Below are 26,283 nucleotides of genomic sequence, written 5' to 3' on the forward strand. Positions count from 1 at the left end.
GGAGCCGAGCCGTCGCACCCCGAGCGATTGGCGCTTGGGAACTGTCGGTTGATCGGCACGGCCCGGGAGCGGACATGTGCGTCCCCCGCGTAGCCGTGCATGATCAGCCGCTGATCAAGTCGAACGACTCCGACGGGCCGATCGAGGTGGCGTTGGCGACGAGGGGGTTCGCTCCGCCGTTCGGGGCGGAGACATACTGGTTGTTGGCCTGCGCCCGCAGGCTGATGGAGCCGTCGGCGTTGTTCACCCGTTGGAAGGTCTCCCAGGGGCCGATGGCGGTGCGGTTGGCGATGAGCGGGGAGCCACCCGCGTTCTCCGCGCAGACGTACTGGCCGTTGGCCTGGGCGCGCAGCGCGACGGCACCTCCGCCGAGGTCCACCAGGTCGAATCGCTCCCAGGGGCCGATGGCGGTGCGGTTGGCGATGAGCGGGGAGCCACCCGCGTTCTCCGCGCAGACGTACTGGTTGTTGGCCCGGGAGCGCAGGCTGATCACGGACGACGGGCGGGCGGCGAGGTCGGCCTCCCAGCGGGTTCCGCCGCTGGTGGCGTCGGCGGTGAGGCGGTCGCGGGCGGCGGTGTCGTCGTACAGGCGCCAGCGGAACCAGTCCAGGAAGGTGTTCTGGGTCTGGTTGTAGGTCGGGTTGCCGGGAACCAGGTAGGAGCCGTGGTCCGCCCCGACGTGGGTGAGGAACGCCTTGGGCGCGGGCAGTTCCGAGTACGCCTGGCGGGCCGAGGAGTAGGGACAGGTCCCGTCGTTCTCGCCGTGGATAAACAGCACGTTGGCCTTCACCGAGCTCGACGGGTTGCCCATGTCCACGCAGGCGACCGGGACGGCGGCGACAACGCGGGGGTCCGGCCAGGCGGTCAGCAGCCCGTGAGTGGTCATGCCGCCCAGCGAGTGGCCGGCGGCGCCGACGCCGACGCCGGTGTTCAGGCGGCCCGCGAACATGTCGCCGGACGTCGTGTTCAGCGCCAGGGTCCGGCTGATGACCTCCGAGACGTCCCTCGACTGGTTGCCGTTGTAGGTCTCCTGGGGGCTGCTGTTGGGGAAGCTCGGGGCGGGAACGACGAAGCCGGCGGAGACCAGCGCGCGGACCTGCGACGCGTAGCTGTCGGAGTTCCCGCCCAGGCCGTGGCTCCACTCCACGACCGGGAAGACGCCGCCGGCGATGGGGGCGTTGCGGACCGGTTCGCCGCCGGGAGTGCCGCTGATCGGGTAGAAGATGCGGGTGAACAACTGCCGGCTGCCGCGGCTCCAGTTGAAGTCACGCACCCCTATCGCGAACGGCTGGGTCGGTGCCGCGGCTCTCGCACCCGGGGCGTTGAGCAGGGATAAGCCCAGGCCCGCCGCTCCGGCGGCGCCGAGGCCCAGGAACGAGCGTCGTCTCATCGGCATGGGTGACTCCTGGTGGGAAGTGAGGGGCTGCGGAGGTTGTGCGGGGCCATCAGCGGGCCAGTACGACGTGCTGGGGAAGGCACGGGCGACTCCATGGCGGCTCGGCCGGAAGGCCCACCCACACGGCAACCCTGTCGTCAGGAGCCCGGCGACCTGGCATGCGCAGGGGGAGCCTCACCGGAAACAAAACGGATCGGCGCACGTACTGCGTTGCGATGACCTGTGGGGACGGGCACAGGCCGCTGCGGCCCGCCGGCGGTCGGGAACGCCGGCTGGCTCATGGGACCTACCGATCGTAGGGCAACGGGAGAGGGACCAACATACGTCATATGTATCTTTTCGCTGAGAGAAAGCGAAACCAATCGGAACTCCGCCACCGTGCCCGACGGCGGCGAGGCGTCAACGCATTCACGGGACCCGCAAGGTCGGCCAGGGGCAAGCGGACTGACGAAGCGGCACCAACTACCCCACCGGGGCGCCCCATCGGAAAAAAGACGTACGACGTATGTTGACTAATGGCCTGGGGCGCCTATGATCCGTGACGTCTGAAGTGCCAGTCGGCGTTCGACATGTCGGACGCACGTGCTGGCGGTACGGGTCCGTGCCTCCCCCCACACACCATGGCAGGACCGTACGCGCACCATCCGTTTTTGTTCCGGTGAGGTCCCCCCACGCGTCACCGTGCCGGACACCATGGACAGGCGATGTTCTTGTGGGTGGGCCCGCCGGCCGAGCCGCCAGGAGTCCCCCCATGTTTGCCTCACTACGCCGTTTCCGATCCCGGCCCCTCAACGCGGCCGCCGTCCTCCTGCTCGGTCTGGCCGTGGTGTCGGTCGCCGCACCGGCTTCCGGCGAGCAGGCGGATGAGCCCGCCGCGCAGTCCCCGGCCGCCCAGCAGCAGTTGCCCGGCAGCTTCCAGTGGTCCTCCAGCGGGCCGCTGATCTCCCCCGCGCCGGACATCAACTCCGTCGCGGCCAAGGACCCGTCAGTGGTCCAGGACGAGAACGGGACCTGGCACGTCTTCTTCACCAAGGTCGACACACGCGGCGACTGGGGCCTGGCCCACACCAGCTTCACCGACTGGTCCCAGGCCGCCGGCGCACCGCAGACCGACCTGGAAGCCGACTCCGCCGTCGGGCCGGGCTACCGCGCGGCGCCCCACGCGTTCTACTTCGAGCCCACGGGGGAGTGGTACCTCGTCTACCAGACCGGCCTGCCCTCGTTCTCCACCACGACCGACCCCAACGACCCCAGTAGCTGGTCGGCGCCGCGGAACTTCATGGACAGCGTGCCGGACATCGTCCAGCAGAACATCGGCAACGGCAACTGGCTGGACTTCTACGTCATTTGTGACGACGCCATGTGCTACCTGTTCTCCGCCGACGACAACGGCCACGTCTACCGCTCCGAGACCACGGTGGCCAACTTCCCCAACGGCTTCGGCAACACGCAGATCGTCCTGGAGGACAGTGCCTACGACCTCTTCGAGGGCGGCGCCGTCTACCGCGTCGGCGACACCAACACCTACCTGCTGATCTGGGAGGCCATCGGCTCCGACGGGCGGCGCTGGTACCGCTCCTTCACAGCCGAGGGCCTGACCGGCCAGTGGACACCGCTCGCCGACACCGAGAACAACCCCTTCGCCCGCAGCAACAACGTCACCTTCGACGGCGGCAACGCCTGGACCCGCGACATCAGCCACGGCGAACTGGTCCGCGCCACCAACGACCAGACCATGACCATCGACCCCTGCAACCTCCAACTCCTCTACCAGGGCATGGACCCCTCCTCCGGCGGCGACTACTCCCAGCTCCCCTGGCGCCTGGGCCTGGCCACCAGCACCACCGACGGCTGCTGACGCTCGTCGGGCCGGGCTGCCGGCAGTCCATCACACCCCCACACCACCATCCCCCCACACAAGGAGTCACCCATGACGATGCGACGACGCACGCTCCTGGGTCTTGGCGCGGCCGGAGCGGCCGGCATGGGCGCGGCCCTGTTCGGCTCCGCGCCGGCGCGGGCGCGCGCCATCCACAGCACCGGGCAGGCACCCACCCAGACCTTCGCCATCGGAGTCCGGGAATACTCCTGGGCTCGCGGCGGTCGCTCGCTGTTCACCAAGGTCTTCTACCCGGCCGCCGGCACTCCCGGCGGCGGGCCCATTCCCAACGCCCCCGTGGCCGACGGCGTGTTCCCCATCGCCGAGTTCAGCCACGGCATGGGGTGCAACTCCGACTGCTACGCGTCGCAGACCCATGGTCTGGCCGCCGCGGGCTTCATCTGCCCCGCTCCCTCGTTCTCCGACAACACCAACATCGGGAGCGTCTACCGCGGCGAGTGGTCGAGGGACGTGTCCGAGGTCATCACTCGGACACTCGCGCTGAACGGCGCCTCGGGCGATCCGCTCGCCGGACACATCGACACCGAGGCCGGTGTCGGCGTCTCCGGCCACTCCATGGGCGGCATGACCACCCACGGCCTGGTCACCGCGTGGCCGGACGACCGCATCGCCGCGGCCGTCCCCATCGCCTGCGTGGACATGGGCAACCCGACCGGCGAGGTCACGGCCAACGTGCTGTTCATCCACGGCGACCGGGACCCGACCTGCGACTACAACCTGGCCCGCACGGCGTATGGCGAACTCGCCGCTCCCAAGGCGTTCCTCACCCACGTCGGGGCGGACCACGGCGCCTACCTGGTCCCGGACTTCCCGACCTACCCGCAGACCGAGAACACCTTCCTGGACTGGTTCCGCTGGAGCCTGTACGGCGACACCGCCGCCCGTGACCGCCTCCCGGCCGGAGCCTCGGCCAACGGCACCCGTTGGGAGGCGGTCCTGGAGTAGTCCGGCGCGATGACTCGCCGTGCCGGGGAGTTGGCCGCGGGGAACCCGCTTGGGCATCCGGGCCGGCGAACCGCGACGGTGCGGCGTTGATCCCTCCCCAGGGCCGGCCGGTCGGGACCTCCGGCGACCGTGGCCGGCCCTGGGCGGGCACCCTGCCCCTCGCCTTGTCACCTTCAACGCCACCGCCGGTGCCCGCCGCCGGCTCACCCGCCGGGCCGGCTCATGACGCCGTTGCCCGCCGCACTGGGCGGGATGCCGTACATGCGGCGGAACGCCTTGTTGAAGCTCTGCAGGTCGCGGAAGCCGACCATCGGGGCGACCGCCTTGACGGGCAGCGAGGTGCTGGTCAGCAGGTGGTGGGCGCGGGTCATGCGGCGTTCGCGGATGTAGGCGACGACAGTGGTGCCGAGCTGCGTCCGGAAGAGGCGGCCGAGGTGACTGTGGGAGAGGCCGACGGCTTCGGCCAGGTCCGCGACACCGAGCGGCTCGCGGATCCGGGTCTCGATGCGAGCGATGGCGGCGCGCACCGCCGGGTGCAGGCCCAGGGCGTCGTCGTACCGCGAGACCTGACGTCCGGCGAGATGACACAGCAGGCTCCACAGCTCGGCCCGCGCCAGGTGCGGCAGCCGGGTGTGGAAGTCCAGGGCCGTCTGGAACCGCTCGCGGATGCGGGGCAGGTCGGCCCCGCAGTCCAGCATCGCGGGCAGCTCGACGGCGCCTGAGGGGGCGGTGTCCAGCAGGTGGATGTGGGCGAAGAGATGCACGGACTCGCCGTTGTAGCGGTAGCGGGTGGCCGTGGCGGGAGGCACCAGGCTCACCCGCCCCGGCGCTATGGGGATGACAGCGCCGCCGACCTCCAACTCTCCTGCGTAGCCGTAGAGATGGAGCGACCAGAGGTCCGGCAGGCACCACTCGTCCACGCGGCTTGCGACGCCGTGCCGGCCCACGCCGATATCCGCGATGGACGGTGGCTCCTGCAGCGGCACCGTCCACCTGATCGTTGATGGCTGATCGAGCACGCCGTGACGCTACCCGCGGAAGCCTCACCGCACCAGTGATGAGAATGAACCAGCGATGGCGTATGCCGACCATTGGCCTGCCCCCGGCGCCGCTTTTATCGTCGTCCGGCACCGTAGGGACGCACGTATCGGAGTGATGACTGGTGTCTGACGAACCGCGCCGCGGGCCTTTTGCGCCCACGCTGGAATCCCTGGGGGAATTCGTCTGCCCGGATTGGTTCCGCGACGCCAAGCTGGGCATCTGGTCCCACTGGGGTCCCCAGTCCGTGCCCATGTACGGTGACTGGTACGCCCGCAACATGTATATCGAGGGCTCCGACCAATACCGTTATCACGTACGGAAATACGGGCATCCCTCGGAGTTCGGCCACAAGGATCTGGTACACCTCTGGAAGGCCGAGAACTTCGACCCCGACGGCCTGATGGATTTGTATGTCCGCGCCGGCGCCCGGTATTTCGTCGCGCTCGCCTCGCACCACGACCACTTTCTCACCTACGCGTCGGACCTGCATCGCTGGAACGCGGCCGAGGTCGGTCCGGGCAAGGACATCGTGGGGCTGTGGCAGGCCGCCGCCCGCCGGCACGGCCTGCCCTTCGGGCTCACCGAGCACCTCGGCGCGACGTTCAGTTGGTGGTCGGTGAACAAGGGAGCCGACACCCACGGCCCGAAAGCCGGGGTGCCCTACGACGGCGCGCACCCCGCCTTCGAGGATCTCTACCTGCCCAACCACGAGCACCACCGCCCGGGACACACCGATCCGACGGATCCCTGGTATACCGCCAACAGTTGGTGGCACCGGCGCTGGCTGGAGCTGGTGACGGAGATGATCGACCGCTACCAGCCCGACCTGCTGTACTCCGACGGCCCACCCCCCTTCGGCCCGCACGCCATCGACGCCGGGCTGCGCGCCGTCGCCCATCTGTACAACACCAGCGCGGTGGCGCACGGCGGGCAGAACCACGCCGTCTACACGCACAAGGACCGCCAGGAGCTCATCCGGCGCATCGGGGTGCTCGACGTCGAGCGCAGCCAGGAGGACGCGCTGAAGCCGTACCCCTGGCAGACGGACACCTGCGTCGGCGGCTGGTTCTACGACGTGCGCGCCGTTTACAAGACCCCGGCGCACGTGATCGAGATCCTCGTGGACATCGTCGCCAAGAACGGCAATCTGCTGCTGAACATTCCGCAGTTGCCGGACGGCACCATCGACGAGGAGTGCCGGCACCTGCTGACCGAACTGGCCGGCTGGATGGAGCTGTGCGGCGAGGGCATCCACGACACCCGCCCGTTCCGCGACGGCGTCGAGGGCCCCAGCGGCGTCGTGGTGGACGGCTTCCGCGAGGACCGGGTGTCCTGGACCGCCGCCGACCACCGGCTCACGTGGCGTGACGGGACCGTCTACGCCTTCCAGATGGCCTGGCCCGAGGACGGCCGCACCGTGATCAGCAGCATTCGGCCCGAGGACCGCGTCACCTCGGTGCGGCTGCTGGGCGCGGGGCCCGTGCCCTTCCACCGGAACCACGCCGGAGGGGGACTGGTCGTGGACCTGCCCGATCGCGCGCCGTCCCCCTACGTCAACGCCCTCGCGATCGAGCTGGGGGCAAGCTGACAGGACTGGCCGCGCGGACGAGCAGGCGCGCCGTCGGCTAGCGGCGCAGTCGCACGGGGTCGCCGGGCCCGCTGCGCCGGACGAGCCAGGCCTCGGTGATGTGGGTGAACATCGCCTCGGCGGCGCCGCTCGGGTCGTGGGCGGCGATGCGCTCGTAGATGCGGCGATGGCCCTGGTTGGACGCGACGCACAGGGCGCGCTCGGTCTTGCCCACGTAGCGGGCGGTGTTGATGACCTGGCTCTCCAACGAGCGCACCACGGCACGGGCGATGCGGTTCTGAGAGGTCTGCATGATCGTGTCGTGGAAGGCGCGGTCGTGCTCTTCGTAGGTGACGCGGTCGCCCACGAGCTGGTCCATCCGGTCCACCTGCGCGCGCAGTCGGTCGATGACGTCATCGGTGGCGAGTTGGGCGGCGACGTTGGCCATGTCGGACTCCAGCAGGCGCCGGGTGACGACGACGTCGTCGAGGATGGCCAGGCTCTCGTCCTCGTCGATGCTGGCCCCCAGGACCAGCTCGTCCAGCATGTTCCACTGCGTCGGCGGGGTCACCATGGTGCCGGCGCCTTGGCGGACCTGGACGAGGCCCTTCTCCTGAAGGAGCTTCACCGCCTCGCGGACAACGGTCCGGCTGACCCCGAACGCCTCGCAGAGCCCCGGCTCGGCCGGCAGGGAGGTGCCCGGCGGGTAGACGCCGCGGACGATGCGGCCCACCAGCTCCGTGGTGAGCGCGCTCGCGAGGCTGGCCGGTCGTCGTACCCAGGCCGGTGGCGCCGCGGCGCCCGAGGTGGTTTGTTGTGATGCCGTCATGGTCCCTCCGGTGGCCCGCGACCAGGCGGTGACACGATTCAACTGGCCAGTATACGCACCGCTCCTCTTGACATGATTACGTCATACGACTTACGTTTCCTGGCCATCCAGGACCGACGGGTGGGCCGCCTCGGCGCCCTCCGGAGAGTGAGCGGCGATGAAGCGGCGAGCACTGTGGTCGACCCTGCTGGCAGGGGCTCTGGCTCTGACCGGCTGCGGCAGCGCGGGGTCCGGTTCCTCGTCCGGTTCCGGGGACGACACGCTGGTCGTCTGGGACTGGAAGTCCGGTGACGAGACGGCCGCCGCGTACATCGAGGAGGCGAAGGCCGACTTCGCCGAGCGGCATCCGGACGTGACCGTGGAGTTCGTCGCGCAGCCGTTCGACCAGTACTACACGCTGCTCGGCACGGCCATGCGAACGGGCGAAGGCCCCGACGTGATGCTCTTCAACGGCGGCGGCCAGTTGCGGGACCGGGTGGACGACCTGCTCCCGCTGGACGACTACGTGGCCGACGACATGCGGCGGCTGGCCGGGTGGGAGGCGTTCTCCGGGGACGGGGCCGTCTACGCGGCGCCGGTGACGCTCCAGGGACACCCGGTCTACTACAACAAGGCCCTCTACGAGGAGGCCGGACTCGACCCCGAGAACCCGGCCGCCACATGGGAGGACTTCCTCGACGACTGCCGGACCATCGTCGAGGAGACGGAGGCCAGTTGCTTCTCCCTGGGGAACAAGGAGGGCTACGGCATCCAGTTCTTCCTCTCGGGACTGGGATCGGCCGTTCTCACACCCCGCGAGTACGACGACTGGATCGCCGGGAACCGGAACTGGACCTCTCCCCACGTGCGGCGGATCTTCGAGCTCTGGCAGGAGGTCGACGACGCGGGCCTGAACAACGACGGGGTCAACTCCACCGCGCTGTTCAACGACTCCCTCGCGCTCTTCGAGTCGGGCGACGCCGCCCACATCGTCGGGCTGATGTCGGACGTCGGTCACTGGAAGGACTTCGGGGAATTCCTCGGCGAGGACAACGTCGGCGTGATGCGGGCCCCCGTCGTCACGGACGGGGCCGGCCCCAACCTGCCCTACGACGGCGGCATCGGGTATGCCGTCGCGAAGGGGACCGAGCACCCGGACCTGGCCGCCGATCTCGTCCGATCCCTGACCTCCACCGAGGCGCTGACCGCCTTCCACGCCGACGCCGGCGCCATCGTCGCCGACACCACGGTCGACGTCTCCGGCGGCGGTCCCGCCCTGGCCGCTATCGTGCCGGAGATCGAGACCGGCAGGCCCGCACTGCATGTCGCGCTGTCGGCGGAAACCCTGGACCTGATGGGCCGGCTCTCCCAGCAACTCCTGAGCGGGTCGGTGAGCGTCGACGACGCCCTGCGGCAACTCGCCGACGCCGACCGGGAGAGCTGATCCCGTGCCACTCGGAGGTTCGCCGCCGGCGCTTCGCCGGGCCGAGGCCGGACGAAGAGGAGAGACGGACACCCCTGGCGCCCGCCGCGCGAGCCCCAGAAAGCGCGCGTTCCCGAAAAGCGGGGGCGGCCGTCGCGCCGAACGCCTGGCGCCCTACGTCCTGCTGGCTCCGGCGATCCTGATCATCCTCGTGCTCCGGCTGTACCCGCTGCTCCTCGGCGTCAACTTCTCCCTGACCGGCGACGGCGAGCGCGACGGGCAGGCGGTCGGCCTGGACAACTACACGGAGCTGCTGAAGGACCCGGTCTTCCGGACCGCGCTGGAGAACGTCGGGCTGCTGGTGCTGCTGCTGCCGGTCGCGGTGGCGATCCCCGGTCTGCTGGCCACCTTCATCCACCTGCGCGTGCCCGGACACCGGTTCTACCGCGGCGTCTACTTCTTCCCGGCCGTGCTCTCCCCGGTGATCGTCGGCGCGATCTTCAACCTCCTGCTGGCCGTCGACGGCCCCGTCAACTCCGCCCTCGGACATGTCGGCATCGGCCCGGTCGACTGGCTGGGCGATCCGGACATCGCCATGTTCACCGTCGTCGGTGTGCACGTGTGGGCGACGTTCGGCATGGCCCTGGTGGTCTTCCTGGCCGGTTTCTCCACCCTGGACCCCTCGCTCCTGGACGCCGCCCGCGTCGATGGCGCGTCGTTGCCCCAGGTGATCCGGCACGTGATCGTCCCGGGCCTGTCCCGCACCATCCAGTTCGTCGTCGTGACCACGATGATCGGAATGCTGACGTCCATGTTCGGACTGCTGTACGTCATGACCAGCGGCGGACCGGAGGGCTCGACCTACCTGCCGGAGTACTACATCTGGATCCAGCAGGGCCAGATGAACCGCCCGGCACTCGCCTCGGCCGCCTCGACCGTGCTCTTCCTCATCATGCTCGTCGTGGGGCTCGCGCAGATCGCGCTGCTGCGCCGCTCGGGGAGGGAGAGCTGATGCGCGGGAGCCGCGCCGGCAGATGGGTGGTGGCCATACCCATGGCCGCCCTCGCCCTGGCGACGATCTATCCCCTGGTGTTCACCACGAACGTCGCGATGAAGACCCGGCACGACTACATCCTCGACCGCTTCTCCCCGGCCCGCTCCCCGAACCTGGACAACGTCACCACGGCCTGGACGAACGTCGGCATGGAACGGTACGTCGTCAACTCCCTCGTCGTGGTGACATCCGCCGTCGCGCTGCTCCTGCTGATCGGCTCGATGGCCGGCTTCGCCCTGAGCCACCTGCGGTTCCGGGGGTCGAGGGCGCTCTTCCTGGGCTGCCTCGCGGCGTTGTTCGTCCCCTTCCAGGTCATCATGGTCCCGCTCGCGCGGATCATGGCGGACGGCCGACTCATGGACACCTACGCCGGGCTGATCCTCGCCTACGTCGCGCAGTTCCTTCCCTTCACCATCTTCCTGATGACGAGCTACTACACCGGCATTCCCGGCGAGATCGTCGACGCGGCCAGGATCGACGGGAACACGGTGTACGGCGTCTACCGGCGCGTCATGCTGCCGATGGGCCGCTCGGCCCTGCTGTCGGCCGGCATCCTCAACGCCCTGTTCTGCTGGAACGACGTGCTCATCTCCCTGCTGATGATGCCGTCCCCCGAACACCGCACCCTCATGGTCGGCGTCACCTCGCTGCGCGGCCAGTACTCCGACGACATCCCCGTCTTCGCCTCCGGAGTGCTCATCGCCGCGCTCCCCGTCCTCGTGCTCTACCTCTTCTTCCAGCGCCAGATCGCCGACGGGGTCACCGCCGGTTCCACGAAGGGCTGACTGAACCAACATGCGGATCACCGGGTATCGCACCCTGACGACGGTCCAGGAATGGGGCCGGCCCGTCGGCGACGCCAACGGCGTCTACACCGACGGGATCGTCCCCGTCCCGATCGTCCTGGTGGACACCGACGAGGGCATCACCGGCGTCGGCCTGGGATCGCACGTGGAGGTGGACGCCCTCTTCGCCGCCATCGAGGGCGAGGACCCGCGCGGCGTGATCGCCCTCTACGACCGCATGCTGCGGCAGACCTTCAAGGCCGGACACGCGGGGGCCAGGTTCGGCACCATCGGCGCACTCGACACCGCCCTGTGGGACATCAAGGCGAAAGCGGCCGACGAACCCCTGTGGCGCCTCCTGGGCGGACGCGACCGGAGAGTGCCCGCCTACGCGTCGGGCCTCGACATCGAGCTGAACGACGACGAACTCGTGGCGGTCTACCAGCGATACGCCGAGCACGGCCTCCGGGCGGCCAAGCTCAAGGGTGGTCTGGACGTCGACATGGACCGGCACCGCCTGACCCTGGTCGAGCATGTGCTGACCGAGGCCGCACACGGCATGCGTCCCAGCCTGATGCTCGACGCCAACGAGTCCTGGAGCCGCAAGCAGGCCGTCCGCCATGTCGCCGAACTCGAACGCACCCTGGACCTCACCTGGGTCGAGGAGCCCGTCCGGCGCTGGGACGCCGAGGGCCTGGCCGTCGTCCAGCGCGGCATCCGCGCCTCGGTCGCCGGCGGAGAGAACCTCACGGGCCTGGAGCAGTACCGTCCACTGCTCGCTAGGGGCGCGCTCGACATCGTCCAGACCGCGGCCGTCTACGGGGTGACCCATTTCGTGCGGGTCGCCGCCCTGGCCCACGCCCACGACCTCCCGGTCAGCCCGATCGGCAACACCCCCATCGGACTGCTGCACGCCGCGACGGCCGTGCCCAACCACATCGTCAGCGAACTGCAGGACCTTCAGCCCCCGGCCGGCCTCTCCGTCGATCTGCGCATCGAGGAAGGCGCCTTCGTGCTCGGCGACACACCGGGACTCGGCCTCCGGGTCGACGAGGACGAGATCGCCACCTCCCACCGGCAGCTCGACGCGGCACCGGGCGGCCCCAACGTCAGGCCGGAGGGCGCCGGACGGCGGCTGCTCGCGATGGACAGGAACGAGCCGCGGCACGCCCCGGAGCCGCTGTCCCCGCGTCCGGCCAACCACGTGCCGCGCGCTCCGCTCCACCCGGACCTCCCCATGACGCCCCTCCACGACGAAAGGACGTAAGTCGTGCCCCCACCGCTCTCAGCGCGTCTGCGAACGTCCCTCGCGGCAGCCGCCGCGGTCCTAGCCACCGGAGTCCTCACCGCCATGCCCACCTCCCAAGCACACGCCGCCGCGGCGGATCACACGCTTGTCGTGGCGCCCACCGGCGCGCAGAGAGCCGACGACAGCGGCCCGGGCACCGCTGGGCAGCCGCTCGCGACCCTGGCGGAAGCACAGCGCCGGGCACGGGAGTTGGCCGCGCGAGCCGACGGCGACGTCACCGTGACCCTCCTGGACGGGACCTACCGGCTCGGCGAGCCGCTGCGGTTCGACGCCGCCGACTCCGGCCGCGACGGCCACACCGTGACCTGGCGGGCCGCCCCAGGGGCAAGCCCCGTCCTGACCGGCGCCGAGCCGGTCACCGGCTGGGAACTCGACGACCCCGCCACCGGCGTCTACCGGGCGGACGTCGGCACCGGCTTCGACACCCGGCAGCTCTACGTCGACGGTGCCCTCGCCCAGCGCGCCCGGATGAGCCTGGCCGAGTCGGACATCACGCTCAACGCCACCGGCTTCACCCTCGACAACCCGGACCTCGCCCACCTGGCCGAGCTGCCCGACCAGCGACGCGTCGAGCTCCAGGCGATGCTGTCGTTCACCAACCGCTTCGCGCCGGTGGAGAGCATCTCCGGTTCCACGGTCGTCATGCAGCAGCCGGCGTGGGACAACAACACCTACGGGTACGACACGATCCAGTCGCCGTTCCGCAGGCCGACGTTCTGGCTGCTGAACTCCCGGGCGTTCCTCGACGAGCCCGGCGAGTGGTACCTGGACGCAGAGGCCGGGACGCTCTACTACAAGCCGCTCGACGGGCAGGACCTGGCCGACGCACAGGTCGAACTGCCGCGGCTGGAGACCCTGGTCGAGGTGGGCGGCACCTACGACGAGCCCGCACACGGCCTCACCTTCGAGGGGCTGACCTTCACCGGCACCACCTGGCTGCACCCCAGCTCGCCCAACGGATACGCCAACCAGCAGACCGGCACCTTCATCACCGGCGTCCAACCCGACCGGCCCGCCGACGCGTTCACCTCCTGCTCGGCCGGCTGCAAGGGATTCGAAGGGGCCCGCAACAACTGGGCCCAGGCGCCCGCGGCCGTGCAGGTGTCGGCGGCGAACGGCGTCACCTTCGAGGGCAACACCTTCGTGAACCTCGGCTCGGTCGGCCTCGGCATCGGCAACGACGCCAACGCGCACGCCACCGGCGTCGGCCTGGGCGCGCGGAACGTCTCCGTCATCGGCAACACGTTCACCGCCAGTGCCGGCGGCGGCATCGTGGTCGGCGGGGTGCGTCCCGACGCCCACCACCCCTCCGACGAGCGCATGACCAACAGCGACATCCTGATCAGCGGCAACCGCGTCTTCTCCACGGCGCTGGAGTACCTCGACCAGGACGGGATCTTCGCCAGCTACGTCACCCGGCTGACCATCGAGCACAATGACGTGTCCGACATGCCCTACACAGGCATCGGCATCGGGTACGGCTGGGGCGCCAACGACCCGGGCGGCAGCCCCGAGTACGTGCGTCGCGGGCTCTACGACTTCCAGCCGGTCTACGACACGCCCACGACCCTGACCGACGTCCACGTGGTGGGCAACCACGTCAGCGATGTCGTGCACACGATGTTCGACGCCGGCTGCATCTACACCCTCTCCGCGATGCCGGACAGCACCATCGAGGAGAACTTCTGCGAGAACAGCGGGCAACTCGGCCTGTACTTCGACGAGGGCTCCCGCTACCTCACCGCCACCCGCAACGTCTTCCTCAACACCGCGGGGCAGTGGGCGCACGCCAACAACCAGAACGGCAACCTCACCGGCGACCAGACCCTGACCGAGAACTACACGACCAACCCGGCCATCACCGGCCTCGTCACCGGCGAACGCGGCAACACCGTCGAGGGAACCGTCGTCTTCACCCCTGGCAACATCCCCGCCGAGGCTGGCGAGATCATCGACAACGCGGGGCCGGCCGAGGCGCACCGTCACACGTCCTGAGGACCACAACCTGCCAGCCGGACCGACCCGGCCGCGGGAGGGGCCACCCCGCGCGGACGACACGCGCGGGGTGACCAACCGGACTCCGCGGTCCCGGCAGCGCGCCACCGCGCCAACAGGGCCTCTTGCAGCTTGAGTTGGTTGACGCCACCGAGCTGCCAAGAGGCCCTGTTCGCATGCCCGGAACCAGCCGCGATCACCCGGGCGGACCCCCGTTCGACGAGCATCTCGCCCCGCGCACCGGTCACTTGGTCCCCTCTTGGCGAGGCGGGGGACTCGAAGCGCTTCGATGCTGAGTCAGAGTTCCGGTCCTGTCAAGAGACCGCGCGATAACCGCTTGACGACGCCTTGGCCCATGGTGAGTACGAGTCGGTTTCGTCGCTGAACTTTCTGTCGCAGGGCTTGTGCGACCCGGCGAGGGGTCCTAACCTCAGCCGTTATCGAAGCGCTTCGATCATTCGTCTGACGTATCACGAGGGTCCAAGGACGCAGAGCCATGAAGGGTCGTTGACGCCATGCCGAACTCACTTTCCGGGCCGAGCCGGAGAAGCTTCCTCGCCTCTGCCGCGGTCGCCACCGCCGCGGTCGGGGGGGTGCCGCTGCTGTCCGCGTGTAGCGGCGAGGGCAGCCGTGGCCAGGAGGGCCGCGTCGCCGAGGACGAGCTCCAGTCCATCCTGCCGACCTACCGAGCTTCGGATGCCGCCGTCGAGCCGGACATCCCCAGTGAGAACGGCTCCAGCCCTGGCTACACGCGCTGGATTCCCGACGGGGAGCTGGGCGTTTCGGTGCCCGAGCCCCGGGGTGGTGGTGCGGAGCTCACCGCGATGACGCCGCTGTGGGGCACCCCGCCCCGGCCCGGCAACCCGTTCTGGACCGCGATGGACGAGGCCATCGGCGTCCGCATGAACTGGCGGATCCAGGACGGCGCCAGCTATGGCGAGAAACTTGCCGCGACCCTGGCCTCCAGCGACATCCCGGACCTGGTGTGCATCCCCGACTGGAACCTCACCGGCCAGATACCGCAGGCCGTCTCCAGCCGTTTCGCCGATCTGGGGCCGTTCCTGTCCGGCGACAAGGTGCTGGACTACGCCAACCTCGCCGCCATTCCCACCGAGGCGTGGGGGCCGTCGGTCTTCGGCGGCGCGCTGCGGGGCCTGCCCCAGCCGGCGAACCCCCTCGGCGCGGTCGCCCCCTTCTACCGGCAGGACATCTTCGACGCGAATGGCTGGACGCCGCCCACCACTGCCCGGGAGTTCCTCGATTTCGCCAAGGACATCACCTCCCCGGGCAACCGGGTGTGGGCGTGCGAGGACATGAAGTGGTTCGGCGGGATCATGTACGGCAGCCCGGACTGGGAGTTGGTGGACGGCCGGCTGGTCAGCCGCTACGAGACCGATCTGTACCTCGAGGCCCTGGAGTGGAACCGCAGCCTGTTCGAGGCCGGGGTGGTCCACCCCGACGCCATCGGCGCCACCGGCGACCCCGGGGTCCGCTTCACCGCCGGCGAGGTCATGATGTACATCGGCGGGCCCGGGGGCTGGTACCCCCTGGCCGTGGAGCAGCAGAAGTCGAACCCCGACTTCCGCATGAACGCCTTCGACTTCTTCGCCCCGGACGGCGGCGACCCCGTGCTGTACCGGGATAACGGCTCGCGCATCTGGACGTTCGTCAACAAGAACCTTTCCGAGGACCGCATCCGGGCGGCGCTGGAGCTGGCCAACTTCGCCGCCGCCCCCTACGGCACGGTGGAGCAGCGGCTGAAGCAGTGGGGCATCGAGGGCACCCACTACACGCTGGAGGACGGGCTGCCGGTCCGCACCGAGCAGGGCAACGCCCAAGTCGTCCCGGAGTCCTACACCTTCATCTGCTCGCCGCAGGCCTACATCGCCTTCCCCGACCTGCCGCAGGTTGTCGAGGACATGGCCGCCTGGCAGCAGCGGAACTTCGGCTTCGGCAGGGACTGGCTCTTCGGCGGCCGGCAGATCCAGGAGCCCGCCCGGCTGTCCGGCATCTCCGACGGCTTCTCCGACCTGGAGGACGACGTGTCCCGCGGCCGGGCCTCGATCCGCGACCTGCGCAACGCCGTGGACGAGTGGCGCCGCAACGGCGGCGACGAGCTGCGCGACTTCTACCAGCGGCTGCTCGATGAGGAGGACGGCGCCGCCTAACGGCCCTGCCCCGTCGGCATCCCACACCCCACAGACAGTGTGCCGGGCCCGCCCCGCGGCGCTTCCCCCCGCCCGGCCAGGCGCACTACGGAGAGCAAGGAGAAACCCGTGTCGCAGAACACGGTCCCGCGGTCACCCGTACCGCGCGAGGCCAGCGAAAGCCCGCCGCCGCCGAAGCAGCACAGGCCGGGTCTGCTGAAGTCCAGGCCCGGCCGCCGCCACGACGACCCACGCCTCCAGGGCGGCATCACCGTCCGGCACAAGCTGCGGCGGGACTACCCGCTCATCCTGATGACGCTGCCGGTCCTCCTGCTGCTGGTGGTCTTCGCGTACATCCCCATCGCCGCCAACGCCATCGCGTTCCAGTTCTACGAGCCCTACCTCGGCACCAGCTTCTTCGAATCCATGGCCAACAGCGCCTGGACGGGGCTGGAGAACTTCGAGCGCATGATGGACGACCCGGAGTTCTGGAACGCCGTGGAGAACACCCTGGTGTTCTCCACCCTTCAACTCGTCTTCTTCTTCCCCGTCCCCATCGCGCTGGCCCTGCTGATCAACAGCTTCCTCCACAGTAAGGTCCGCGCCTGGTCCCAGGCCATCCTCTACCTGCCGCACTTCTTCTCCTGGGTGCTGGTGATCACCGTCTTCCAGCAGATCTTCGGCGGCGCGGGCCTGATCGCCCAGACCATGCGGGACAACGGCTGGGGCGACGGCTTCGACCTGATGACCGACCCCGGCTTCTTCAAGTGGCTCATCACCTTCCAGGTCATCTGGAAGGACGCCGGCTGGGGCATCATCGTCTTCCTGGCCGCCCTGTCCACCATCAACCGGGAGCTGTACGAGTCCGCGGCCGTGGACGGCGCCAATCGCTGGCACCGGATGTGGCACGTCACCCTGCCCGCGTTGCGCCCGGTCATCGCGCTGCTGCTGGTCCTGCAGGTCGGCAACATCCTCAGCGTGGGCATGGAGCAGTTCCTGATCCAGCGCACCGCCGTCGGCCCCGGTGCCTCGGAGGTGCTGGACTCCTACACCTGGAACCAGGGCATCGAGAACGGGGACTACAGCTACGCGGCGGCCATCGGCGTCGTCAAGGGCATCTTCAGCGTCGCCCTGGTCCTGGCAGCCAACCGAGTGGCCCACGCCATGGGCGAGCAGGGAGTGTACAAGCGGTCATGAGCACCACCATCACCAAGGACAGCCAGGCCGACACCAGTGTCCTGATCGAGGACGACGACGAGAAGGGGATGCGCAGGCGCCCCGTCTGGGAGGAGCCGCCCACCCGCGTCGGCCTCACCGCCAAGGCCATCGCCCTCTGCATCGCGCTGCTGGCGATCCTCTTCCCCGTCTGGATCGTGCTGATCACCAGCTTGTCGGACGCCGAAACCATCTCCAAAACCGGCGGCCTGGTGGTATGGCCGGAAGGGATCACCTTCGACGCCTACCGCGAACTGCTCCAAGGCGGCCAGGTCGCCCGCGCCATGTGGGTCTCCCTCGGCATCACCACCGTGGGCACCGCCTTCTCCATGGCCCTCTCCATCCTGGCCGCCTACGGCCTGACCCGCATGGGCTCACTGTGGCACCGCCCCATCCTCTTCACGATGATGGGCACGATGTTCTTCGGCGGCGCCGGCATCATCCCCACCTACCTCCTCATCCAGGAGCTGGGGCTGATGAACTCCTACGGCGCCCTCATCCTCCCCATGGCGGTGAACGTCTTCAACATCCTGGTACTGCGGGCGTTCTTCATGAACGTCGGCCAGGAGCTCATCGACTCCGCCCGCATCGACGGCGCCAGCGAACTGCGCATCCTGCTGACGATCGTGCTGCCGCTCTCCCGCGCGGTGCTGGCGGTGATCTCCCTCTTCTACGCCGTCGGCTACTGGGGCAACTGGTTCGCCGGCTTCATCTACATCGAGGAGCAGGACAAGCTGCCCCTGCAGAACGTGCTCTACCAGATCGTCGTACGCCGCCAGCGCCCCACCGGCATGTCCGAGATGATCGCCAGTGGCCAGGTCCCCAGCATCTCCGTCCAGACCGCCGTCATGATCCTCGCCCTCCTGCCCGTCGCCATCCTCTCGCCCTTCGTCCAGCGCCATTTCAAGAAGGGCATGCTCATCGGCGCCATCAAGGGCTGAAACGTTCACTCACCACAGAAAGGGACGACTGTGAAGCAACGAAAGCGCAGGCTCCTGACCGCTCTGGCGGCGTTCTTCCTCGGCTTGGCGGTCCTGTTGACGACCGCCCTGTCGGGCGCCGCGGCAGACGGGAAGGGGAGGGGCAGGCCGCACCAGCAATCCGCCGCGCAGGAGATCGTCGCGGCGATGCAGCCGGGCTGGAACGTGGGCAACACCCTGGACGCCATCCCCGACGAGACCTCCTGGGGCAACCCCCGCATCACTCCCGAACTTCTCGCCGCCGTCCACGACCAGGGCTTCAACAGCATCCGGCTGCCCGTGACCTGGAACGACCACCAGGGCGGCGCCCCCGGCTACACCATCGACCCCGCCTACCTCGACCGCGTCGAGCAGGTCGTGAACATGGCGCTGGACGAGGGCCTGTACGTCCTGCTCAACGTCCACCACGACTCCTGGCAGTGGATCCGGGACATGCCCACCCAGCACGACCAGGTCATGGCGCGCTACACCGCCACCTGGACCCAGATCGCCGAACGCTTCCGCGACGCGCCCCCCGAGCTCCTCCTGGAAAGCGTCAACGAGCCGCAGTTCACCGGCAGTTCTGGGGAGGCCCAGGAGTTCGAGCTGCTGGACGAGCTCAACACCACGTTCCACTCCATCGTCCGCGGCACCGGCGGCACCAACGCCACCCGCGTCCTGGTCCTGCCCTCCCTCCACACCAACGCCGAACAGGCCAGGCTGGACCCCCTGGCCGACACCATCGCCGCCCTGAACGACCCCAACATCGCCGCCACCGTCCACTACTACGGCTTCTGGCCCTTCAGCGTGAACGTCGCCGGCTACACCCGCTTCGACGCCGAGACCCAGGCCGACATCACCGGCTCCTTCGACCGCGTCCACAACACCTTCGTCTCCCGGGGCATCCCCGTCATCGTCGGCGAGTACGGCCTGCTCGGCTGGGACAGGAGCCTCGATGTCGTCGAGCACGGCGAGGCGCTGAAGTTCCTGGAGTTCTTCGGCTCCTACGCCCGCCAGAAGCAGCTCACCACGATGTGGTGGGACAACGGTCAGCACTTCAACCGCACCACCCACCAGTGGAGCGACCTCAGCCTGTTCCGGCAGATCCAGTCGAGCTGGACCACGGACTCCGCGACGGCCTCCAGCGACCAGATCTTCGTGCGCGCCGGTCAGGCCCCGGCGGACGCGACGCTCACGCTCGACCTCAACGGCAACACCCTGACCTCCGTCCTCAACGGCTCCGAGAAGCTGGTGCGCGGCCGGGACTACACCGTCAGCGGCGACCAGCTCACCATCGCCGCCGCCACGCTGGCCCGCCTGACCGAGGGCCAGGGCCACGGCGTCAACGCCACGCTGACGCTCCGGTTCAACGGCGGCCTGCCGTGGCACGTGAACGTCATCACCTACGACACCCCGGTCCTGCACAACGCCAACGGCACCACCAGCGGCCTGACCATCCCCACCGCGTTCAACGGCGACCGGCTGGCCACCATGGAAGCGGTCTACGCCGACGGCACCAACGCCGGCCCGCAGAACTGGACTTCCTACAAGGAGTTCGGCTACACCCTCTCGCCCGATTACGCCGCCGGGCAGATCACCCTGAAGCCGGAGTTCTTCGCCGAGACCAGGGACAACTCGACGATCAACCTCACCTTCCACTTCTGGAGCGGTGAGACCGTCACCTACACCCTCACCCGGACCGGCACCACCATCACCGGCACCACCACCTGAAACTCCACGGGTGTGGCTCCGGCGCATGGCGACGCCGCCGGAGCCACACCCACAACCGCCGTCAAAGGCGTTGGCCGGAGCTCGACGCCGACCCGACGGAGCCCCGCGTCCATCACGAGCAAAGGGTGTCACATGCGGACATATCGTCGCTTGTCCCGGCGGACGCTGATCGCGGCCGCCGCCGCAGGCGCCGTCACCGGACTCGTTTCCCCTTCGCGGGCATCCGCCTTACCGGCGGGTGTTCACACCGTCGGCCGGGTCAAGGAGGCCGCCGATGGGTTTGTGCAGTACTCCTGGCCCGGCATCTCCTTCGAAGGCCGCTTCCGTGGCACCGGAGTCGGCGTCGTTCTCTACGACTCCAACAACGACTACAACGTGCAGATAGACGGAACGGCGGTCGCCACCCTGGTGACCCCCGGCCGGACCACCCACTGGATCAACGGTCTCGCCAACACCGAGCACAGCCTGCGGATCGTGAAGCGCACCGAGAGCACCTGGGTCGCGGGCCGGTTCGGCGGATTCGTCGCCGTCCAGGGGGGAGAGATCCTGTCCAACCCCCCGGCGCGCGACAGGCAGATCGAGTTCATCGGCGACTCCTACACCGTCGGCTACGGCAACCTCTCCGGCACCCGCGACTGTTCGAGCAACGGCGGAGTCGGCCGGAACACCGACGCCGACCTCAGCTTCGGCGCCCTCACCGCCCAGAGCCTCGGCGCCGACTACCAGATCAACGCCTTCTCCGGCCTCGGCATGGTCCGCAACTACAACGGCGGCAGCCCCGACGTGAACTACCGCACCTTCTACGACCGTGCCCTGCTCCATGTGGACGGAGACGTCTGGGAGAAGCCGGCCGGCTGGCAGCCGCAGGTCGTCGTGGTCGGCCTGGGCATCAACGACTTCTCGACACCCCTGAACCCGGGCGAGCGCTGGGCCACGGAGGACGCTCTGGTCGCCGACTACGAGACGGCGTACCACGGCTTCCTCGACAAGCTGCGCGCCCGGTACGGCAGGGAGACGTTCATCGTGGTGAGCGCGGCCTCCACCGCGTTCGCCGACACCGTCCAGCGCGTGGCCCAGGGGCGCAACCAGCAGGGCGACGACCGGGTGGGCTACTGGTACTTCGGAGACGCGGCCCTGGACCACCTCGGCTGCGACTGGCACCCCTCCGCCCGGGACCACCGGATCATCTCGGGTCTCCTCAACGACTACCTCGCCAGGCTCCCGCTGAACTGGTAGCCACGAGGCGACGAGCCGGACCCGTTGGCAGCTCAGAACGAAAGCATTCGGAGGTATTGACCGATCGTTATGTTGCGAGGACTGTAGGAGGGCCACGAGCCGTCGAGACGCGGCAGGCGAGGGAGGATGTCTCTTCGAAAGGGCCAAAACGGTGTCGTCGTTAGACTGCTCGTATGTCCTCAGCCGAGTTCCGGGACGGACCGCTGACCATCGCGCAGATCGCCGAACGCGCGGGAGTCTCCGTCGCCACGGTGTCCAAGGTCGTCAATGGCCGGGCAGACGTCGCCCCCCGGACTCGCTCGCTCGTCGAGGACATCATTCGTCGGCACGGATACCGGCGGCAGAAGGCCGCCGGTCCGACCGCCCTGTTGGAGCTGGTCTTCCACGAGGTGCGGGGACCCTATCCATTGGAGATTTACCAGGGCGCCCGGCGAGTCGCGGCCGAACACGGCCTGGCCGTGGTCCTCTCGGAACTCGAGGGTTGCCACACTCCCGGCCGTGGCTGGGTGGACGGTGTCCTGGCCCGCCGTCCGACCGGGGTGATATCGGTGTTCTCCGGTCCCACCGGCCCACAGGGCGAGCAACTGAGCAGCCGGGGGATTCCGTTGGTACTGGTGGATCCGACGGGAGACCCCGGCCACGCGTCGCCGTCGGTGGGCGCCGGCAACTGGAGCGGAGGGCACGCGGCCACCCGGCACCTGCTGGAGCTCGGCCACCGGCGCATCGCCGTCATCACCGGCCCGGAGCACGTCCTGGCCGGCCGGGCCCGGCTGGACGGCTATCGGACCGCGCTGGACATGGCCGGCGTTCCCGTCGACCCGGAGCTGATTCGCGTGGGCGACTTCCAGATCCTGGACGGGCTCAAGCACATACGGGAGCTGCTGCGCCTGCCCGACCCGCCGACCGCGGTGTTCGCCGGCAACGACGGGCAGGCCCTGGGCGTGTACCGGGGGGCGGCCGAAGCCGGGCTGCGTATCCCCGAGGACCTCAGCGTCGTCGGTTTCGACGACCTCTACCCGTCGCCGTGGCTCACGCCCCCGCTCACCACGGTGCGCCAGCCTCTGGTCGAGATGGCCGCCACGGCCGCCACCATGGTGGTCGGCCTCGCCCAGGGGCGTCCCCTGCCGCAGAACCGCGTGGAACTGGCCACCGAGCTCGTGGTGCGCGACAGCACGGCTCCTCCGCGACGCTGATTGGCAGTCGCGCCAGAAGTATTGACGCCCGGCTCGTTCTGCCTATCATCCTTTTTTGTCTGGCCATCCGGCCGTTGTTCGATATCTCGAACCTCTGGCGGCTCGACCGCACTCGCACCGGGCTGCCGCACCACCGCGTTCCGCACCGCTCATTCCGCTCCTGGTGCTCTCCGGCGCGGCGCCATCGTGGTGGGTCCCGGCCAACTCCGCGTGCTGACCCACCGACGTCCCACGATCGGCTGCCGAGCCACGCCTGCAAGCACGCGCCCGCGCACCGGCTCCGGAAAGCGGGCGCCTCGAATCGATTTGGAAAGGGACGACCCACATGAGATCGCGCCAACGAATACTCGGCTTACTCACGGCGGTGGCCGCCGTGCTGGCTCTGCTCTCGGCGGCACCGCAGCAGCCCGTGGCACAGGCCGCGCCCGGCAGCCCGGCGCTCACCCCGCCGCTGGGCTGGAACAGTTGGAACAGCTTCGGGTGCGGCGTCAACGAGACGGTGGTCCGCCAGGCCGCCGACGCGATGGTCAGCTCGGGGATGCGGGACGCGGGCTACCAGTACGTCGTGGTCGACGACTGCTGGTTCGATCCCCAGCGCGACGCCCAGGGCAACCTGCGCGCCAACGCGTCGAAGTTCCCCAGCGGCATGAAGGCGCTCGGCGACTACCTGCACAGCCTCGGACTGAAGTTCGGGATCTACATGTCGCCCACCGAACGCACCTGCGCCCAACGCGTGGGCACCTACCCGGGGTCCACCGGAAGCATGGGACACGAGACCCAGGACGCCCGCACCTTCGCCTCCTGGGGCGTGGACTACCTCAAGTACGACTGGTGCTCCTCCGCCGGCACCCGTGACGAGCAGGTCGCCCGGTTCAGCGTGATGCGGGATGCCCTTCGCGCCACAGGACGGCCCATCGTCTACAGCATCAACCCCAACAGCCTCCACGCCATCACGGGCGCCACGTACAACTGGGGCGAGGTCGCCGACCTGTGGCGCACCACCGAGGACCTGCTGGACATCTGGCAGAACGGCAACACCAACAGCTACCCGATGGGCGTCGGCAACGTCGTCGACATCAACGCGCCGCTGGCCGCCCAGGCCGGCCCCGGCCACTGGAACGACCCCGACATGCTGGTCGTCGGCAGGCCGGGACTCAGCCTGACCGAGTCGCGCTCACACTTCGCGCTGTGGTCCCTGATGGGCGCGCCCCTGATGGCGGGCAACGACATCCGCACCATGTCCGCCGACGTCAGCGCGATCCTGCGCAATCCCCGCCTGCTGGCCGTCAACCAGGACGCGCTGGGCGCGGGCGGGCGACGGGTGCGCGACGACGGCAACATCGAGGTGTTCGCCAAGCCGCTGTCCGACGGCTCGGTCGCCGTCGGCCTGTTCAACCGCGGCAGCAGCACCACGACGATCACGGCCACGGCGGCGCAGATCGGACTGTCCGGCGGGTCGTTCACCCTGACCGACCTGTGGACGGGAGCCACGTCCACGAGCGGTGGCCAGATCTCGGCCAGCGTGCCCGCGCACGGCGTCGCGGTGTACCGGGTCTCCGGCGGCACCCCGTTGGACAACACGACGTCCCGGTGGCGCAGCGCAGGGTCGGGCCGCTGCCTGGACGTCGACAACGCCTCGACGGCACCCGGCGCCACCGTGCTGATCTGGGACTGCCACACCGCCGCGAACCAGCAGTGGACGACCTGGGCCGGCGGCGAGATCCGCGTCTTCGGCGACAAGTGCCTGGACGCCTACGAACAGGGCACCTCCAACGGGACCCCGGTGATCACCTGGCCGTGCAACGGCCAGGACAACCAGGAGTGGACCCTCGGCACCGACGGATCGATCCGCAACGTCCACTCGGGGCTGTGCCTGGACGTCAACCAGGCGGGCACCGCGAACGGCACGGAGCTGATCCTCTGGACGTGCAACGGCCAGCCCAACCAACGATGGGCCCGCGCCTGAGACGCACAACCCGCACATGCGATTCCTTCAGAAGGGACGACTGATGGAACAACCGATTCGGGCGGGCACCTGGCTCGCCCCGCTCAGACGGCTCAGAGTGCTGGTGATGCTGCTCGCCGCCGTGCTTGTCGCCTCCGGCATGACCGTGGCGTTCACGGACTCCGCCGCGGCCGGCACCACGCTGGGGACCTCGGCGGCCGAGCGCGGGCGCTATTTCGGCACGGCCGTCGCCGCGCCCAAGCTGAACGACAGCGTCTACACCACGATTCTCAACAGGGAGTTCAACAGCGTCACCGCCGAGAACGAGATGAAGTGGGACGCCACCGAGCCGTCCCGCGGCTCGTTCAACTTCACCTCGGGCGACCGGATCCTCAACCACGCCCGGCAGCAGGGCATGTCCGTGCGCGGACACGCCCTCCTCTGGCACAACCAGCAGCCCGGCTGGGCCCAGAGCATGGAGGGCAGTTCGCTCCGGTCGGCGATGACGAACCACATCACCCAGGTCGCCGGGCACTACCGCGGCCAGATCCACTCTTGGGACGTGGTGAACGAGGCGTTCGCCGACGGCACGAGCGGAGCCCGGCGGGACTCGAACCTGCAACGCACCGGCAACGACTGGATCGAGGTGGCGTTCCGCACGGCCCGCGCCGCCGACCCGAACGCCAAGCTCTGCTACAACGACTACAACACCGACGGCATCAACGCCAAGAGCAACGCGATCTACAACATGGTCCGCGATTTCAAGGCGCGCGGCGTGCCGATCGACTGCGTCGGATTCCAGTCGCACCTGACCAACTCCGTTCCCAGCGACTACCAGGCGAATCTGCAGCGCTTCGCCGACCTCGGCGTCGATGTGCAGATCACCGAGCTGGACATCTCCGGCTCGAACCAGGCCAATGTGTACGCCACGGTCACCCGGGCGTGCCTGGCGGTCGCGCGCTGCACGGGCATCACCGTGTGGGGCATCCGGGACAGCGACTCTTGGCGGACCGGGCAGAACCCGCTGCTGTTCGACGCCGCGGGGAACAAGAAGCCCGCCTACACCGCCGTGCTGAACGCGCTCAACGAGGGCGGCCAGCAGCCTCCGGACGGGATCGACACCACCGCCTGGTATGTGCTGGTGAACCGCAACAGTGGCAAGGCGCTGGACGTCTACAACCTGGCCACCAACGACGGTGCCCGCATCACCCAGTGGAGTCGCAACGACCAGGCACAGCAGCAATGGCAGTTCGTCGACTCCGGCAACGGCTACTACCGCCTCAGATCCAGACACTCGGGCAAAGTCCTCGACGTCTACAACTTCTCCACCGCGGACGGCGGAAGCATTGTCCAGTGGACCGATAACAACACCAACAACCAGCAGTTCCGAGTCGTCGAATCCGACGGCGGTTACCTGCGGCTGATCAACCGCAACAGCGGCAAGGCGCTTGAGGTGCAGGGCGCCGCCACCAACGACGGCGCCAATATCGTCCAGTACTCCGACTGGGGCGGCGCCAACCAGCAGTGGCAGTTGGTGCCCGTCGGCTGATACCGACGCGGACTGCCAAGCAGTGCTCCCGTCGTGCCTGACGGCGTGACGGGAGCGCTCGCCGAGTCCGGGGGAGGCCCGAAGC

At 69.1% G+C, this 26,283-nt stretch carries 19 protein-coding genes; 16 read left to right on the forward strand and 3 right to left on the reverse strand.

What is annotated here, in order from left to right; all coding sequences use genetic code 11:
• Positions 1-103: 103 nt before the first annotated feature.
• A complete protein-coding gene (locus tag RM590_RS33335) occupies positions 104-1,396 on the reverse strand; it encodes a poly(ethylene terephthalate) hydrolase family protein (RefSeq protein ID WP_311708540.1) in 1,293 nt (430 codons plus the stop codon).
• A gap of 751 nt (positions 1,397-2,147) precedes the next feature.
• Between RM590_RS33335 and RM590_RS33340 the strand changes: the two genes are divergently transcribed.
• On the forward strand, positions 2,148-3,254 hold the full coding sequence (locus RM590_RS33340) for a non-reducing end alpha-L-arabinofuranosidase family hydrolase (protein WP_311708541.1): 1,107 nt from the start codon (positions 2,148-2,150) through the stop codon (positions 3,252-3,254).
• Positions 3,255-3,326: 72 nt separating this feature from the next.
• Complete coding sequence (locus RM590_RS33345; protein WP_311708542.1) at positions 3,327-4,241, forward strand: alpha/beta hydrolase family protein; 915 nt, start codon at positions 3,327-3,329, stop codon at positions 4,239-4,241.
• Between the two features lie 203 nt (positions 4,242-4,444).
• On the opposite strand, the gene RM590_RS33350 is transcribed toward RM590_RS33345, so the two are convergent.
• Positions 4,445-5,260, reverse strand: a complete 816-nt coding sequence (locus RM590_RS33350; RefSeq protein WP_311708543.1) for a helix-turn-helix transcriptional regulator — start codon at positions 5,258-5,260, stop codon at positions 4,445-4,447.
• 143 nt (positions 5,261-5,403) lie between these two features.
• On the opposite strand from RM590_RS33350, the gene RM590_RS33355 reads away from it, so the two are divergent.
• Positions 5,404-6,870, forward strand: coding sequence for an alpha-L-fucosidase (locus tag RM590_RS33355; protein ID WP_311708544.1), 1,467 nt, complete (start codon positions 5,404-5,406; stop codon positions 6,868-6,870).
• Positions 6,871-6,907: 37 nt separating this feature from the next.
• Here the strand turns inward: RM590_RS33355 and RM590_RS33360 are convergent, their stop codons facing one another.
• On the reverse strand, positions 6,908-7,678 hold the full coding sequence (locus tag RM590_RS33360) for a FadR/GntR family transcriptional regulator (protein WP_311708545.1): 771 nt from the start codon (positions 7,676-7,678) through the stop codon (positions 6,908-6,910).
• Between the two features lie 157 nt (positions 7,679-7,835).
• On the opposite strand from RM590_RS33360, the gene RM590_RS33365 reads away from it, so the two are divergent.
• The 13 genes from RM590_RS33365 to RM590_RS33425 all read left to right on the forward strand — a co-directional run bounded on the left by RM590_RS33365 (position 7,836) and on the right by RM590_RS33425 (position 26,198).
• A complete protein-coding gene (locus tag RM590_RS33365) occupies positions 7,836-9,101 on the forward strand; it encodes an ABC transporter substrate-binding protein (RefSeq protein ID WP_311708546.1) in 1,266 nt (421 codons plus the stop codon).
• 145 nt (positions 9,102-9,246) lie between these two features.
• Entirely contained in the window at positions 9,247-10,092 is an 846-nt protein-coding gene (locus RM590_RS33370; RefSeq protein ID WP_311708579.1) for a carbohydrate ABC transporter permease, read from the forward strand.
• On the forward strand, positions 10,092-10,919 hold the full coding sequence (locus RM590_RS33375) for a carbohydrate ABC transporter permease (RefSeq protein ID WP_311708547.1): 828 nt from the start codon (positions 10,092-10,094) through the stop codon (positions 10,917-10,919). The genes RM590_RS33370 and RM590_RS33375 overlap by 1 nt, the downstream gene beginning before the upstream one ends.
• A gap of 10 nt (positions 10,920-10,929) precedes the next feature.
• Complete coding sequence (locus RM590_RS33380) at positions 10,930-12,186, forward strand: mandelate racemase/muconate lactonizing enzyme family protein (RefSeq protein ID WP_311708548.1); 1,257 nt, start codon at positions 10,930-10,932, stop codon at positions 12,184-12,186.
• A gap of 84 nt (positions 12,187-12,270) precedes the next feature.
• Positions 12,271-14,223, forward strand: coding sequence for a right-handed parallel beta-helix repeat-containing protein (locus RM590_RS33385; protein WP_311708549.1), 1,953 nt, complete (start codon positions 12,271-12,273; stop codon positions 14,221-14,223).
• 515 nt (positions 14,224-14,738) lie between these two features.
• Entirely contained in the window at positions 14,739-16,391 is a 1,653-nt protein-coding gene (locus RM590_RS33390) for an extracellular solute-binding protein (protein WP_311708550.1), read from the forward strand.
• A gap of 108 nt (positions 16,392-16,499) precedes the next feature.
• Positions 16,500-17,567: an ABC transporter permease gene (locus RM590_RS33395; protein ID WP_311708551.1), complete on the forward strand. Its 1,068-nt coding sequence runs from the start codon at positions 16,500-16,502 to the stop codon at positions 17,565-17,567.
• 68 nt (positions 17,568-17,635) lie between these two features.
• Positions 17,636-18,526 carry a carbohydrate ABC transporter permease gene (locus RM590_RS33400; RefSeq protein ID WP_311708580.1) on the forward strand — a complete coding sequence of 297 codons (891 nt, stop codon included), beginning with the start codon at positions 17,636-17,638 and terminating at the stop codon, positions 18,524-18,526.
• Between the two features lie 30 nt (positions 18,527-18,556).
• Entirely contained in the window at positions 18,557-20,275 is a 1,719-nt protein-coding gene (locus tag RM590_RS33405) for a cellulase family glycosylhydrolase (RefSeq protein ID WP_311708552.1), read from the forward strand.
• Positions 20,276-20,407: 132 nt separating this feature from the next.
• Positions 20,408-21,511, forward strand: a complete 1,104-nt coding sequence (locus RM590_RS33410) for an SGNH/GDSL hydrolase family protein (protein ID WP_311708553.1) — start codon at positions 20,408-20,410, stop codon at positions 21,509-21,511.
• A gap of 173 nt (positions 21,512-21,684) precedes the next feature.
• Positions 21,685-22,704, forward strand: a complete 1,020-nt coding sequence (locus RM590_RS33415) for a LacI family DNA-binding transcriptional regulator (protein WP_311708554.1) — start codon at positions 21,685-21,687, stop codon at positions 22,702-22,704.
• Positions 22,705-23,029: 325 nt separating this feature from the next.
• Positions 23,030-24,670, forward strand: a complete 1,641-nt coding sequence (locus tag RM590_RS33420) for a glycoside hydrolase family 27 protein (protein ID WP_311708555.1) — start codon at positions 23,030-23,032, stop codon at positions 24,668-24,670.
• Positions 24,671-24,713: 43 nt separating this feature from the next.
• On the forward strand, positions 24,714-26,198 hold the full coding sequence (locus tag RM590_RS33425; protein WP_394814027.1) for an endo-1,4-beta-xylanase: 1,485 nt from the start codon (positions 24,714-24,716) through the stop codon (positions 26,196-26,198).
• Positions 26,199-26,283: the final 85 nt, after the last annotated feature.

Source organism: Streptomyces litchfieldiae (genome assembly GCF_031845365.1).
In the GTDB taxonomy this organism is placed as follows: Bacteria; Actinomycetota; Actinomycetes; order Streptomycetales; family Streptomycetaceae; genus Streptomyces; species Streptomyces litchfieldiae.

What these genes read in the sequence shown, in the direction of transcription:
- RM590_RS33385 (WP_311708549.1), top strand. Translation starts at nt 12,271, where the DNA reads ATGCCCACCTCCCAAGCACACGCCGCCGCGGCGGATCACACGCTTGTC.
- RM590_RS33340 (WP_311708541.1), top strand. Translation starts at nt 2,148, where the DNA reads ATGTTTGCCTCACTACGCCGTTTCCGATCCCGGCCCCTCAACGCGGCC.
- RM590_RS33380 (WP_311708548.1), top strand. Translation starts at nt 10,930, where the DNA reads ATGCGGATCACCGGGTATCGCACCCTGACGACGGTCCAGGAATGGGGC.
- RM590_RS33345 (WP_311708542.1), top strand. Translation starts at nt 3,327, where the DNA reads ATGACGATGCGACGACGCACGCTCCTGGGTCTTGGCGCGGCCGGAGCG.
- RM590_RS33365 (WP_311708546.1), top strand. Translation starts at nt 7,836, where the DNA reads ATGAAGCGGCGAGCACTGTGGTCGACCCTGCTGGCAGGGGCTCTGGCT.
- RM590_RS33415 (WP_311708554.1), top strand. Translation starts at nt 21,685, where the DNA reads ATGTCCTCAGCCGAGTTCCGGGACGGACCGCTGACCATCGCGCAGATC.
- RM590_RS33420 (WP_311708555.1), top strand. Translation starts at nt 23,030, where the DNA reads ATGAGATCGCGCCAACGAATACTCGGCTTACTCACGGCGGTGGCCGCC.
- RM590_RS33360 (WP_311708545.1), bottom strand. Translation starts at nt 7,678, where the DNA reads ATGACGGCATCACAACAAACCACCTCGGGCGCCGCGGCGCCACCGGCC.
- RM590_RS33410 (WP_311708553.1), top strand. Translation starts at nt 20,408, where the DNA reads ATGCGGACATATCGTCGCTTGTCCCGGCGGACGCTGATCGCGGCCGCC.
- RM590_RS33375 (WP_311708547.1), top strand. Translation starts at nt 10,092, where the DNA reads ATGCGCGGGAGCCGCGCCGGCAGATGGGTGGTGGCCATACCCATGGCC.
- RM590_RS33400 (WP_311708580.1), top strand. Translation starts at nt 17,636, where the DNA reads ATGCGCAGGCGCCCCGTCTGGGAGGAGCCGCCCACCCGCGTCGGCCTC.
- RM590_RS33425 (WP_394814027.1), top strand. Translation starts at nt 24,714, where the DNA reads ATGGAACAACCGATTCGGGCGGGCACCTGGCTCGCCCCGCTCAGACGG.
- RM590_RS33390 (WP_311708550.1), top strand. Translation starts at nt 14,739, where the DNA reads ATGCCGAACTCACTTTCCGGGCCGAGCCGGAGAAGCTTCCTCGCCTCT.
- RM590_RS33335 (WP_311708540.1), bottom strand. Translation starts at nt 1,396, where the DNA reads ATGCCGATGAGACGACGCTCGTTCCTGGGCCTCGGCGCCGCCGGAGCG.